The sequence below is a fragment of the Ruegeria arenilitoris genome (assembly GCF_013035425.1).
Lineage (GTDB): Bacteria > Pseudomonadota > Alphaproteobacteria > Rhodobacterales > Rhodobacteraceae > Ruegeria > Ruegeria arenilitoris_A.
In genome coordinates this window covers 90,556-103,448 of sequence record NZ_WQHX01000010.1, presented here as the reverse complement: position 1 = coordinate 103,448, position 12,893 = coordinate 90,556, and the positions used below count along the sequence as shown (strand labels likewise).

At 52.3% G+C, this 12,893-nt stretch carries 11 protein-coding genes and 2 pseudogenes; 5 read left to right on the top strand and 8 right to left on the bottom strand.

The genetic code is table 11. From position 1 onward, the window contains the following. Positions 1–40: 40 nt before the first annotated feature. On the top strand, positions 41–241 hold the full coding sequence (locus GOV45_RS23670) for a DUF6635 family protein (RefSeq protein ID WP_170481839.1): 201 nt from the start codon (positions 41–43) through the stop codon (positions 239–241). Between the two features lie 73 nt (positions 242–314). On the opposite strand, the gene GOV45_RS21155 is transcribed toward GOV45_RS23670, so the two are convergent. Then, positions 315–1,244 carry a LysR family transcriptional regulator gene (locus GOV45_RS21155; RefSeq protein ID WP_170481836.1) on the bottom strand — a complete coding sequence of 310 codons (930 nt, stop codon included), beginning with the start codon at positions 1,242–1,244 and terminating at the stop codon, positions 315–317. 123 nt (positions 1,245–1,367) lie between these two features. Between GOV45_RS21155 and GOV45_RS21150 the strand changes: the two genes are divergently transcribed. Beyond that, on the top strand, positions 1,368–1,799 hold the full coding sequence (locus GOV45_RS21150; protein WP_254448079.1) for a cupin domain-containing protein: 432 nt from the start codon (positions 1,368–1,370) through the stop codon (positions 1,797–1,799). Positions 1,800–1,804: 5 nt separating this feature from the next. Further along, positions 1,805–2,662 (top strand): glutathione S-transferase family protein, encoded by an 858-nt coding sequence (locus GOV45_RS21145; protein WP_170481831.1) that lies wholly within the window; start codon positions 1,805–1,807, stop codon positions 2,660–2,662. Positions 2,663–2,904: 242 nt separating this feature from the next. On the opposite strand, the gene GOV45_RS21140 is transcribed toward GOV45_RS21145, so the two are convergent. From GOV45_RS21140 to GOV45_RS23185, 3 genes and pseudogenes are all read right to left on the bottom strand, one after another. Continuing rightward, the gene (locus tag GOV45_RS21140) at positions 2,905–4,500 is read right to left on the bottom strand and encodes a tannase/feruloyl esterase family alpha/beta hydrolase (protein ID WP_170481830.1); all 1,596 of its coding nucleotides are present in this window, start codon (positions 4,498–4,500) and stop codon (positions 2,905–2,907) included. A gap of 375 nt (positions 4,501–4,875) precedes the next feature. After that, a pseudogene (locus GOV45_RS21135) lies at positions 4,876–4,977 on the bottom strand (IS6 family transposase); the annotation flags it as partial. A gap of 300 nt (positions 4,978–5,277) precedes the next feature. Continuing rightward, the gene (locus tag GOV45_RS23185; protein WP_217362468.1) at positions 5,278–7,074 is read right to left on the bottom strand and encodes an MBL fold metallo-hydrolase; all 1,797 of its coding nucleotides are present in this window, start codon (positions 7,072–7,074) and stop codon (positions 5,278–5,280) included. 112 nt (positions 7,075–7,186) lie between these two features. On the opposite strand from GOV45_RS23185, the gene GOV45_RS21125 reads away from it, so the two are divergent. Then, positions 7,187–7,519 carry a dioxygenase gene (locus GOV45_RS21125; RefSeq protein ID WP_170481871.1) on the top strand — a complete coding sequence of 111 codons (333 nt, stop codon included), beginning with the start codon at positions 7,187–7,189 and terminating at the stop codon, positions 7,517–7,519. Here GOV45_RS21125 and GOV45_RS23390 read toward each other — a convergent pair. From GOV45_RS23390 to GOV45_RS21110, 4 genes and pseudogenes are all read right to left on the bottom strand, one after another. Further along, positions 7,482–7,565 (bottom strand): annotated as a pseudogene (locus GOV45_RS23390) (IS6 family transposase); the annotation flags it as partial. The gene GOV45_RS21125 and the pseudogene GOV45_RS23390 sit on opposite strands and share 38 nt — an antisense overlap. Before the next feature lie 204 nt (positions 7,566–7,769). Then, on the bottom strand, positions 7,770–9,518 hold the full coding sequence (locus tag GOV45_RS21120) for an adenylate/guanylate cyclase domain-containing protein (protein WP_170481827.1): 1,749 nt from the start codon (positions 9,516–9,518) through the stop codon (positions 7,770–7,772). Between the two features lie 205 nt (positions 9,519–9,723). Beyond that, positions 9,724–10,371 carry a DUF1326 domain-containing protein gene (locus tag GOV45_RS21115; RefSeq protein ID WP_170481824.1) on the bottom strand — a complete coding sequence of 216 codons (648 nt, stop codon included), beginning with the start codon at positions 10,369–10,371 and terminating at the stop codon, positions 9,724–9,726. Positions 10,372–10,783: 412 nt separating this feature from the next. After that, positions 10,784–11,860, bottom strand: coding sequence for a PLP-dependent cysteine synthase family protein (locus tag GOV45_RS21110; protein ID WP_170481822.1), 1,077 nt, complete (start codon positions 11,858–11,860; stop codon positions 10,784–10,786). A gap of 427 nt (positions 11,861–12,287) precedes the next feature. Between GOV45_RS21110 and GOV45_RS21105 the strand changes: the two genes are divergently transcribed. Next, the gene (locus GOV45_RS21105; protein ID WP_170481819.1) at positions 12,288–12,701 is read left to right on the top strand and encodes a cupin domain-containing protein; all 414 of its coding nucleotides are present in this window, start codon (positions 12,288–12,290) and stop codon (positions 12,699–12,701) included. Positions 12,702–12,893: the final 192 nt, after the last annotated feature.

The window sequence follows — 12,893 nt, the reverse complement described above, 5'->3', positions numbered from 1 at the left end:
ACTCGTCCACGTGCCATTTCCATTTTGAAAAGGCTCGGAGTTGCTGAACCCGTTTGCCGGCGTTATCGCAGATCCGCTTCAGGTGGTTACAGGTGTTCATAAACGCCGCATTATGCGGTTGATCCGAGCGCTTGATGAGAATTTTGACGATCCTCCCAAGCTAGCACGGGAGCACATTCTTGCACGCATTTCCGACCTCACCGACTCAAGCGTGAACCTGGTGCGCACGTTTCGACCCTAGCTAATATTCTCAAAGAATGCTTTGGGCTCGAAGCGGACGCTTCCCGTTTTTTCGAGAGGCTCCGCACCTATAGTTAACTTTCATCCAATAGCTTCATCAGTTGAAAGACCTGCTGGCGCATCCATTTTGCCATCGGATTCTCATCAGATCTTTTGTGCCAAATCGCGATGACCAAGGCAGGAGCGATTTCGAACGGTGGCGTGAAATGTTTAAGGTCAAATCCTATCGAGACCTTTTGGGCCAATTGCGTCGGCACCAGCGCGATAAGATCGCTTTCGCTGACGGTTCTGCACACGCCCGAAAATACCGGCAAAGTCATGGCGACTTGACGTTTTCGTCCGACCTTTGCCAAGGCTGCATCCCCCATGGCCGACATTTTGCCCTCAGGAGAAAACAGGACATGGGACAAGTCGCAAAAAGTTTCCAAAGACATTTCACCGCCGCTAACAAAGCTTGAAAGCGCGGGATTGGTGGCTCTGCCAATGACTGAAAAAGACGAATGGAACAGAGGTTCGCGATTTATCCACTCTGGCAGGTCCGTATCCGGAATAAGGGCGACGTCGGCCTGATATCGGTCAAGGCTTTTGACATAATTGTAGGGAACCAAATCGACCAACTGGGCGGTTATTCCCGGTGCATTATGACTGAGGTGGTCGCCAAGCGCTGGCATCAGGAGTTCTGCAAAGAAATCGCTTGCCGAGATTTTGAAGTTGCCCTGTGCCTGCAGCGGATCGAAATCGTTGGGTGGAGTTAGCAATCCCTCCAGCCGATTGAGTTCTTCGCGCAAGCCATCTTTAATCGAAGCGGCAAAATCGGTTGGGACCAACTGGTTCCCGTGTCGAACAAACAGGGTATCATCTAAGGAATGTCGCAGCCGGTTCAGGGCATTGGACACCGCAGATTGCGACAACCCCAGCCTTTCGCCGGCCTTGGTCGTCGACCCTTCGCGAAGAATAGCGTCCAGTATTCTGAGCAAATTAAGGTCAAGCGTTGCGAAATTCACGTTGGTGATACCCTGTATTTTGAACTTTCGTTGGAGTGATACCGAATAATCCCGGTAAAAGGAAACCAATGAAAGCGCTTTCGTTTCATTTCAAGAACGGGGACTGAAACGATGAAAGATTTGATGACTGATGACGCCACAATCGAATGGCTTGGCGTCCGTTACAATACCATCCTGACGGTGGAAGAAACCGGTGGGGCCATGTCGATCGTCGACAGCCTGTCGCCAGTCGGCAGCGGACCGCCCCGCCACGTTCATCACAATGAAGACGAAACATTCGTGATGATCACGGGAACCTGCAAAATCTGGATCGAAGGGATCGAGACGATTGCGGGCCCGGGCGAAAGCGTCTTCATTCCGCGCGGAAAGGAACACACATTCAAGGTGATCGGCGACGAACCGTCTCGTCATCTCGTTATTCTGACACCGGGCGGCTTTGAGGGGTTCTTTCAGGACATGGCGGATGGACAGTGCCAAATCCCCGAGGATATGCCGGCCATCGAAGCCTCTGCCACCAAACACAACATGACCTTCACCGGTCCGCCATTGGATTGAGCTCCATGAACAAGCACATTGTATACCACATTCCAGTTTGCCCTTTCTCCCAACGTCTGGAAATCCTTTTGGCCCTTCGCGGTTTGCAGGATGCGGTCGAGTTCAGAGTTGTCGACATCACCAAACCACGTGACCCCGAGCTCTTACGAAAAACCCGTGGGACAACCGCCCTGCCGGTATTGGAAACGGAAGAAGGTCACATCATCAAGGAAAGCCTAGTGATCCTGCGTTATCTTGATGAAGTTCTGGAGGGGCCACGGCTTCGCCGCGCCGAACCTCGCGAACATGCGATCGAAAGCATGCTGATTGCCAAAGAAGGCCCCTTCACCATGGCGGGCTATATCTATGTCATGAACCAGGACCGGGCACAGAAAGAGGCTCACAATGACAAATTGCTCTCACTGTACCGGGACCTGAACGACTTTCTGATGGAACATAACCCGGATGGCACCTTCTTGTTTGAGAAGTTCGGTTTGGCCGAAGCCGTATTTGCGCCTGTCTTTAAACGCTTCTGGTTCCTGGATTACTACGAGGGCTTTGAGCTGCCTGTCGGGCCGGAATATGCACGTGTCAAAAATTGGCACGCCGCTTGCATGACCCACCAGGCCACAGACCAGGTCAGCAAAGAAGAGATCGTCAAACTGTACTATGACTATGCATTGGGCGCTGGAAATGGTGCGCTGGTTGAAGGAAGATCTGTGTCCAGCTTTGCCTTCCAACCTGAATGGCAATCGCGCCCCATGCCACCACGCGACAAATATGGAACGTCGGCCAACGACGCCGATTTGGGGCTTGTCGAAATTGGCGCAATCCTCGCTGATGCCAATTCCGATCAAACTTACGCCCACCCGACATCTGGCTAACGAATGCCAATTCGGACATCTGTCTGGCTGTACCAGCCGGATAGGTGTCCGATTTGGGCTCGAAGCGGTCATCTGACCAATTTCGTCAGGTGTCCGGTCTGGGGCGCAAACCGGTCGCAGCAAGCCGTTCGGCCGCGAACCTGGGCTGAAGCGACTGCTTCCATCGAAAACGAACTTTCTACAAAACACTGTGACTGTCTACATTGCGGACTAAACAGCCATCCGAATTTATCTGAGAGCCGTCAATTTTCGAAGCGACATGAAAAGCTAGCGGGATCACGTGGGTCGCCTTTCCCGTCATACTTTGCAACACTCGGATACGCGCATATAGGCCTAGCACCAGTTGGTCGCGCCTGCTCGTCAAGCCAATACGCAGTAATTTCATCAGGAGCTTCACCCGACTCTACCCACGCGTCGATTTCGGTCAGGAAATTTACCCACGAAGGTCCGGGACCTCCAAAGCAATGCTCTACCCCCGGCATCATGAACAATCGGATGTCGTCAGCCGCACTTGAGTCGTATTCTAGGAGATCCTCATAATATCCAATCATCGCCAACCCGGATGCTGCACTATCGTGCCAACCCGAATACAGCAGCATTTTTCCGCCTCGTGCGCGGAAAGCCGATAGGTCAGGGTCCGTCGCATTCAGCGTCTCCGCTGCTGCCGCTGAGTCCTTCGCGTAGTTGCTGAAGTCAAAATCCACATACGTCCAATTGGGATCATTGTAGACGAAGTACTTCATGATACCGTTGCCGAAGCTGAACAAGGCACTGGGAGACACCGGAGCCTCAAATCCACCGGCCCCGACACCTTCTTGGAAGTCTCCATCAAAATAACTCAATCCACCGGATATCCAGCGGCTCCAACCGTTTGGAGCCGTTTCCCCACCAAAGGGAAAGCCGTAGTAGAGACTGTTGCCATCAGAGTCCGACGGTCCATCATAGACGACTTTGAATGCCGCGACTTCCTCGGCGCTCAAGCAGTTTACGGACTTACCACCTTCGCATTGCAGGCTAGAAACATCGAAATTGCACTGTCGTGGGTCGTTGAGAATACCGTCTTCTAGCCCATCCAATCCATCACAGGCTGCGAGATAAGAAGTTTCGACCAGCGCCTGTGCGTTAGGTCCTACAACTGCCTGCGTTAAGTCTTGCGGGTCCGGGTACATTGCCTGATTGATTTGGGTCGCCTGCACTGCGATTCCCGTCCAGTTATGGGCCTGTGCCCCTGCAACCACGGCGTCGAAATCCTCGGGATAGCGTAGTGCCGACATAATTGCTTGGCCGCCGCCGCGAGAGCAGCCTGTGAAGTAACTGTAGGAAATCGGCTTTCCATAAAAAGCGTTGGTCAGTGCCTTGGCTGTTACCGCTGTTCGGTGCACTGCCAAATGTCCAAAATTTACGAGAGCTTCCAAATCATTTAGAGCCCAACTTGCGTCACCCGGATGGCCCTGGTGGCCTGTATCGGTACCGACGGTCGCATAGCCCGATTGGAGAGAGTTAAACATCAGCGATGTATTCATCACCGATCCTACGAAACCGCCTCCTCCGCCCATGACAAATTTGCCATTCCAATCATCTGGCAGCAGAAGCTCGAAATTGATCTTGCCACCGATCAAACCCGCGACCTTACAGTGTGATACAGGCTCGGTTTCAGCAGACGTCTGAGAAAGCATCACGTCAGGAAGTGACGGCAATTCAGTAGCACAGGATTTTTGCGCAGCGGCCTCTTGTCCCGATGTGAAAAAGAAAGCGAGCGATACTGCAACAACCAGCGAGAATTTCGTTTCTTCTGATGTCAACGCGTTTGGATGCATCTTCACGGTCCAATCTGGCAATCAAGAATTGCCGCACAAGGTCGTCGCAATGTGGATCACTTTTTGAGCAACGCAGAAGCGTCTTGGCTTCCGTTGCGAAACTATCTGACCCGGGTACTCTGTTCAAGTTCGGTCGGTCCGCAAAGGGCTCAACGCGGTCATCTGAGGCTTTCAGTCAGATGACAGCTTAGGAACAGATAGCGGTCATTGTTGGTGGTCATTCCGAGAATTTTCGCCTGAAGGTCTGCATTGACCGGCAGCGGACGTTCGCTGAAATCTGCTGAACGGCAGAATTGCGGACATTGCTGCCGTTAGCAGCCACGCTGTTGGCTGGTCGGGCGATTAGCGGACTGTCTCATGGCTGACATCGATCCCACGTTCATGCAGTAGGTCTTAAACATTTCGAAGTGAAAGCGGAAATCGGATGTACAGCATCACCGCCAGGCGGATAATCTCGGGACTGGCTTTGAAGTACTTGAAAGAGGAAGGTTTGGTCATTCCCAAACGCTACGCAAACCCCCTCCCCCGCTCAAGAAAAGTTCTTCTGACAAGACCCTCCAAGCTATCGTGGTGTCGCTGCGGCGAATGTCTTAACTGTAATGGGTTTCAAACACGTCCGCTTTGTCGACGGTGGAATGGCGGCCTTAATCAATGCCGGGGCAGCCACCCAACGACCTCGATAGCGCGCTCGTCCGGTAGCGTGAACGCTTGGTTTGCGGCTGGACTAACCATCGACTGGGACTCTCGGTTCCTATTGGGGAATGGCCAGAAAGATATCACTGAACGGATCAAGTTTTCTTACAGCGTAGATAATTCCAGTTCGACCATCTGCCCGAGGTCGCGCAACATACCGATTTGTTGCTCGTTCAGTTCGCGTGGCCGCACATCGATTACGCAGAAGGTGCCCACGCGACTGTTGTCCGGAAGTGCGAGAGGGTAGCCGGCATAAAACCGTACTCTAGGATCATTCGTCACCAGTGGATTGTCTGCAAACCGGGGATCGGCTAGTGCGTCGTTTACCACCAGCATGTTTTCTTCGTGCAGCGCATGCGCGCAAAATGACACTTCCCGTGTAGTTTCATCCACGGCTAATCCATGCCTGGACTTAAACCATTGACGGTCGCGGTCTACTAGACTGACCAGCGCGATCGGGACATTGAACAAATTGGCCGCGAGCCGCGTGTATCTGTCAAACCGATCCTCGGGCTCCGTATCCAGAATATTTAAGCGATGAAGAGACTCAAGGCGGCTGTCCTCATCGTGCGGAAGGGGTGAGCGGATCCAACGGCAAGTGTTGCGCAGTAACCATGCCCGAACACGTGTGCGGGCGTATTCTGTCGAGAACGGCTTAAGCAGAATGTCATCGACGAATTCAGCAGCGCTAGTCAGTTCATTTTCGTCGTCTGCGATAGCGATAATCGTTGCCTCAGCAGAGTACGCGCTTCCAATGGTTCGAAACCTCTGCGCAACATCGAGGCAGAAGCCTTCCTCCAGTTGCTCATCAAGGATAATGAGAGATGGTTGCTTGGCCGCCGCCACCTGCAGAACTTCTTTTGCGTTTTCCGCTACAACAATCCGCGCGTCCTCAGTTTCGCAAATTTCCGATATCAAATTCACTAGGACCGAATCGACACTTCCCAACAAGACATCGTGGTCCAACAGCGCCGGAATAATTGGAGTGACCGCCGAAAATGCACTATTATCTGTAGATGAGGAAACCCTGTCACTGTAAGCAATCTCGATTGACGTGCCTTCTTGTGCTGCGAAAACGTCAAGTGACGCATTGGATGCCGCAGCGTAGCCGCTTGCCGCTCTTTCGATTTCGGTAATGCTGTCATCATGTCTGAGCGGATCGTGATGAGTAAAAGCAAGCCGCTTTGCATTGGCCAATCGACACATGTCCACAACCCGTTCAATCGAACTGTGCCCCCACCCAACCTTCGATGGATATTCTTCTGCGGTGTACTGTGCGTCATGGATTACAAGATCGGCATTTCCCAAGAAATCTATGTGATGGCGATCTTGTTCACTTATACCTGCCACGCCAGCCCCGAATTGACGTGAGTACGGCTCATGATCACAGGCATAGACGACTGCTGCACCATCGACCTCAAGCCTGTACCCCAACGTCAAAGCGGGATGGTTCAGATATTGACTTCGGATCTTGATATCGCTGACTTCAAACACACCTTCCAAGATGTCATGATACCGAATGGTAGATACGAAGGATTCAAGCGTGATGGGAAAGTATGTATACTCCATTTGGCCAGCGAGGACGTTTTTTAAACTTTGGTTCAGTCCACGTGGAGCATAAATGTCCCATTCATTTCCGGGCTTGAAGAATGGTCCAAAAAACGGAATGCCTTGGATGTGATCCCAGTGAGTATGGGTGATTAGGATATGACCAATTATGGGACCAGCGCTATCCTTCATCAAAGCCTCGCCCAGATTCTGCAAACCGGTTCCACAATCCAAGATAACTAGAGTTCCTGAAGCCGAGCGAACTTCTACGCAAGACGTGTTGCCACCATAGCGCACTGTTCCTGAACCGGGTTTTGCGATTGAGCCACGAGTGCCCCAGAATCTTACTTGCATGCGCGAACTCCTCCTATGCTGGAAGATGAATTGCATAGTAGCATGCCGGGAGCACCGAGTAACGTTCCAACGCGAAAGGCCATTGGCGCAGCCATGAAGGTTTATGGGGTAAATAACACGACATCTGCATGCAGCTGTAAAAGAAATTGAGCCAACCCAAAAAGAGTGGATGCAAGCCATTGAATTCCCGACAAAGACTGGTCTGATGTGCGATGACTGGCGGCAGGATTACATGCTTTTGTCAGACATTCTCGGCGTTTCAATGTTGGTTGATGCAATCAACTCAAGACGGCCCGTTGGAGCGTCAGAAAACACGGCACTCGGACCATTTCATATTGGCGGAACGCCTGAATACGAAATGGGAACTAACATTTGCCTCGATGGTAAAGGCGAAGACCTTGGTGTTCGGGAAACCGGATATAAAGCATCACGGCCAAGCGGATGATCTCGGGACTGGTTTTGAAATACTTGAAAGAGGCAGGTTTGGTTATGGGCAGAAGCTACGCAACCACCCTGCCCGCCTCAAGACAAGTTCTTCTGACATGACCGTCTGAACGTCTGCTGCGCTGACCAAACTGACTTTGGCTTTAAGTTAAAAGTCCAGTTCGAACCCGACATCTGCGTTAGGCGCGACTTCTCGAAAGTGCCATTGATTGACGGCTCCCTGCGCAAACACACAGTGAAGTTTTAGCACCCTAATCCGATATGCCGGCCTTCTCTAACCCTTCCAAGTAGAGAGCCATTTGCTCTTCCCGCTTCAAGAAAAAAAGCTTTTTTTCAGCGAATTTTTGACTGAAGTCCGGCCGTTCCCTCAGCAGACGATTTTTCATTTGCCGCGCCTCGTCAATCCGATCAAGATAGGCTAGCGCTACCGTTGCGTGAGCCAATGCCCAATATTGGCAGTTCGGAATGTCCGCGGCCCGCTCTGCCCAGTCCAGCGCTTTCTCAAATTGACGGTCGAACAGAAAGTTAAGCGAGCCGTAGCTCAAAAATGCCCAAAGCTGTGGGTGGTTCGGGCTCATATCTACCGCTTTTTCGAACTGCAGTTCGGCTTCCTCGTAGCGTCCTTCATATGCAAGGGAATCGCCGAGCGCGCAGAATGCAGGTGCCAAGGTCGGGTTCAACTGAATGGCTTTTTCGTTCTCCGCGAGTGCAGCGCGATACTCCTTACGAGCCAATTGCACTCGCCCCATCAACATGTAGAGCAAGGCGTTCTGACTATCGAGCGACACGGCCTGCCGAGCCGCGACTAGCGCCTCATCCATCAACGCGGGATCAGGCTCTGTGTCCCAATAGACCATTCCGAGGATGGTCGCGTAGGCCCACATGCCGTGGGCTTCGGCATAGTTTGGGTCAAGCTCCCGGGCGCGCAGCAACAGGCGTTGTGCCTCATTGTTTCCTTCACTCGTAAACTTGTAGAAGTTAGCGACACCCAAGTGAAAAGCGTCCCAAGCATTAATATCCGGGCGCGGTGCCTTTTCGATCTTCTGCCGGATGGCTAGGCCGATCTCTGGCTCAATTCGACCAACAATGGTCTGAGTGATCTCGTCCTGAAGTTCAAAAATATCCTCTAAGTTTCGATCGTAGCGCTCCGCCCAGATGTGCGCGCCAGTGCTGGTGTCTATCAATTGGCCGGTCACCCGGATGCGCTTCCCCGCCTTACGTACAGAGCCCTCCAGAACATAGGTCGCACCAAATTCTGCAGCTAGTGAGGTTACATTGGGGGATTGTCCCTTGTAAGCGAATGTCGTGTTGCGGGCGATTACGTCCAGCCAGCGGTGTTTGGAGAGTGCAGTTATAATGTCTTCCGTCAGGCCGTCGGAAAAGTATTCTTGCTCCGGATCAACGGACATGTTGTCGAAAGGCAGCACGGCAATGCAAGGTTTCGAGTATACTTCTTTTGTTCTTTCCCCATCGTCACCTGAAACGTTAGCCACGGCTGGGGACCAGCGCCATGTCCGCACCGGCCGTGAGATGTTCTTAAGTTGCTGTTCGCCCATATCCTCCAGCGGCAGGTCAAGAATACCCATAAGATGATCATATACTGTGCTCGACAAGCAGACACCGCCTGGCTCAGCAATCTGCTCCAGGCGAGCGGCAATATTGACCCCATTGCCCAGCAGGTTGTCGCCTTCCGTCGAAACATCCCCTAGATTTATGCCAATCCGGAATTTCAACTGCGGTTCAGTCATCTCTCTACAGTCGATGGCGAAGTGGGTCTGCACGGCTATGGCACAGCGGGTAGCCTGAACCGGGCTGGCAAATTCCGCAATGAGGCCGTCCCCAGCACTACCAAATATCCGACCGTGGTTCTCCGCAATTAGGCTCTCAATAACGTCCCGAGATTTGCGTAGGGCTGCTAGTGTGCCTTGTTCATCAACCTCCATAAGCCTGGAATAGCCAACAACATCGGCAGCTAGAATGGCAGCTAGACGGCGGCTCATCGGAAAACCTCCGCTGGCCCTCGCGACGCCAAGAATTGGTAGGCATTTGGGCTCCATCGGCGCGGGCAAAACTCTTTTTGCACCCTTCGGTGTAATTTAAGAAGAATTTTGCAACGGCCGTCGCCAAGTGGCGACAGTCGTTGCTGTGGATCTGAAGGTGGATTTCGCCGGGAACTGGCGATCAGGACGAACGGGCACCAGTACATCATTGATGACGCACGATACCCTGGTCGGTCATGTGAAGACGCGCAATGCCTGCGAAGGTATTAGTGAAGTCAAGTTTAACTCTATCGGTCGCCTTCACGGTTCCGCTTGCTGTCTCCATTAAGGTCGACGCGAACCCTTCCGGTAGGACGATCTGTGCGCGGTGCTCCTTGCCGGTAACCGGATTGCGCACCGGCTCCACATCCGAAACCACGATTCCCGGCACCTCAGCATGAGCGACGCGGGTCTCCATATCGACTACCATCGCGATCAGAGCATATTTCGGCTCATGGATAGTCGTGCACATGGCACAGAAAACTGCGTAATGGGTTTTCAATTCTTCCGTGTCCTCGTTCAATACGATGCGCTGCAGCGCATTACGCTGGCGATCGTCAGCGCGGGCATCGATAAAGGTCAGGATCTCCCCGCCACATTCGTGCACTGGCCCCGACCAGCCACCAATCCAAGCGAAGCGCAGCCCGTCGAGATTAACGTCACCATAGCGTCCCTCATAAATTTGAGTGAAGGCGGCGTAGCGACAGCTTCCGTCAGCTGAAGACGGTCGTCCGTTGAATTGGCAAGGACAGCCATAGTCGCAATTGCAATTGCCGTATTCAATGCCATTGAGCACCCATGATGGAGCGGTCATGTTTTGGTCTCCCTCGGATCTTAACCAGTCGAGACCTGCAGTTTCAGCCCTGAGTCATATCGCAGGTTGAAACCTCTCCTCGACGTTACTAACCACATTAGCATATTTTCGAAAGTACTGCTTGGGTTTGGAGCCCGCACAAGGCACGCTGCTGGAGTGTGGCTTGTTCGCCTGATTTCTAACGTTCGAACACGGGGGAGCACTACGTGGATTGGACTCCATGCTGACGTTCGTCGAAGTTGCCTGAGCAACCGGTTTGCGTGCAAAGTATAAGTTCGCCGAAATGCGCAACGTATTTGCGCAATGAACGGCCGCCAAGTGGACCGTGGAGCGGGAAAAGCAAAGTCGCAGTATCTGTTTCGGCGCAACTCTCTCCTTACTCGAATGAGGTACGCAAATTGGTGAAATACAACTACTCGGCGGCCATTTGGGCAGATGGAGTGGACATCGAAATTGCTCGTTCCTCCTCTGTCATATCCTCTTCAATTCCTTCGAAGAGTGGTGTTGAGAGATATCGTTCGCCAGTATCAGGCAACATAACCAGCAAGACGGACCCTTCGGGAGCCTTCTCAGCCACTTTCATTGCGACCGCCAACGTGGAGCCACCTGAAATCCCGGTGAAAATTCCTTCGTCAGCCGCAAGACGACGCGACCACTCAATTCCTTCAATTCCCAGAATTGGAATCAATTCATCATAATATGACTCATCAATCGCCTCTTGCAGCACCCAAGGGATAAAGTCTGGCGTCCAGCCCTGGATCGGATGCGGCTCAAAATTTGGATGGCTTTCGGTCGGCTGATGGGCCTCGTTACGGGTGTTCACGTAGCCCGAGTCAACAATGGCTGCATTTGCCGGTTCCGTTAGAATGATCTTCGTGTCTGCGCGCTCTTTTCGTAGGACACGCGCTACGCCTGCGACAGTTCCGCCGGTGCCATAACCGGTGATCCAATAGTCGAGTCGTTCGCCTTTAAAGTCGCCGAGTATTTCTTGCGCGGTTGTAGTCTCGTGGATGTCGGCGTTGGCGGAAGTTTCGAACTGACTAGCGAGGAACCATCCATTTTCTTCGGCCAATTCTTTTGCCTTGGTATACATACCAAAGCCCTTCTGTGCCTTTGGCGTCAACACGACCTTCGCGCCCAGAAAGCGCATTAACTTCCTTCTTTCCACCGAGAAACTATCTGCCATGGTAATTACCAGTGGGTACCCCTTGGCCGCACACACCATGGCAAGGCCAATCCCAGTGTTGCCTGAGGTTGCTTCGACAACGGTCTGCCCCGGTTTTAGTCGACCTTCGCGTTCTCCAGCCTCGATTATACTAAGTGCCAAACGATCTTTGACTGAACCAGCAGGATTGAAGGCTTCGAACTTTACGTAGACCTTTACATGAGGTGGTGCGATCCTCTTGACCCGGATACATGGTGTATCGCCCACTGTATCCAGAACGCTATCAAAAAGGCGTCCACGACCCTTGGTGTTTCTGATCACCATAACATTGTCCCTGTCCACAATTTCTTATAGCGTGCCACAGTCTGGACCAAATTAACATGTCGCCGGCCGGCCCCTTTTTATAAAATCCGCTGAGTTAAAACCGTCCTGATTGCACGTTGAGCTAAGAACACAGCTCCAGTCGGCTGATCGAAACCACCCCGCGCTCCGCACCGCTACTGTCAGACGACGTGCCGATCCTTGTGGACTAAGGAGGACTGTAGATATCGTCTGCGCTTAGCACGGTGGAAATTCCAATTCGGGCTCGAAGCGAACTTTTTTCTTTGACGAAGGATGTCTAGTTAGCGGACTAAAAAAACGTACAAGGGCGTCCGATCAACGGCGAGGGCCGAAACATAAAAGCCAAGATGTAAAGTTGATTTCGTCGAAAAAGAATTAACATGACTAACGTTTTTGGAAGGAAATGGCTATGAAGAAAATTCTGGCATTGGTAGCTCTGTTTGTCGCTGCTGCAGTCTCCACCGCGATTGCACACGAGGCTCCGAAAACGACTGACCTGAAAGCCCCGGAAATCCAAGACTTGTTGGCAAATGCCCTAGAAGGCTCTGACGAATTGGAAGTGATCGTCAGCCACGTTGCGCTACCGCCCAACGTGACCTTACCCAAACACTGGCATCCAGGTGAAGAAATTGCATACATGCTACAAGGCAGCGTAACTCTATTGCTGGACGGGGAAGACGAAAAAGAAATTTTAGCGGGGGACGTCGGAATTGTGCCGCTGAAGGCGGTTCACACCGCCCGTTCTGGAGATGAAGGTGCGACTATTATCGTTTTCAGGATTCACGAAAAGGGGCAGCCTGGCAGGATTTTGGTAGACGAGTAACAGTTTTGGACAGTGTCTCGGACCTTATGGGGACTTGGTCCGCTCTCCAACATCTTGCGATTTTACATGCGCTGCATGCCGCAACTTATCATACTGTCAGTTGACGACATGGCTATCCGACAGCTCTCGACTTGGGGTGGTCATTCAGTAGAACCCGTTCAGCGTCTGCTTTCGGGACTTTCGATCCAGGCG

What these genes read in the sequence shown, in the direction of transcription:
- GOV45_RS21150 (WP_254448079.1), top strand. Translation starts at nt 1,368, where the DNA reads ATGACTGATGACGCCACAATCGAATGGCTTGGCGTCCGTTACAATACC.
- GOV45_RS21145 (WP_170481831.1), top strand. Translation starts at nt 1,805, where the DNA reads ATGAACAAGCACATTGTATACCACATTCCAGTTTGCCCTTTCTCCCAA.
- GOV45_RS23185 (WP_217362468.1), bottom strand. Translation starts at nt 7,074, where the DNA reads ATGCAAGTAAGATTCTGGGGCACTCGTGGCTCAATCGCAAAACCCGGT.
- GOV45_RS21120 (WP_170481827.1), bottom strand. Translation starts at nt 9,518, where the DNA reads ATGAGCCGCCGTCTAGCTGCCATTCTAGCTGCCGATGTTGTTGGCTAT.
- GOV45_RS21115 (WP_170481824.1), bottom strand. Translation starts at nt 10,371, where the DNA reads ATGACCGCTCCATCATGGGTGCTCAATGGCATTGAATACGGCAATTGC.
- GOV45_RS21110 (WP_170481822.1), bottom strand. Translation starts at nt 11,860, where the DNA reads ATGGTGATCAGAAACACCAAGGGTCGTGGACGCCTTTTTGATAGCGTT.
- GOV45_RS21105 (WP_170481819.1), top strand. Translation starts at nt 12,288, where the DNA reads ATGAAGAAAATTCTGGCATTGGTAGCTCTGTTTGTCGCTGCTGCAGTC.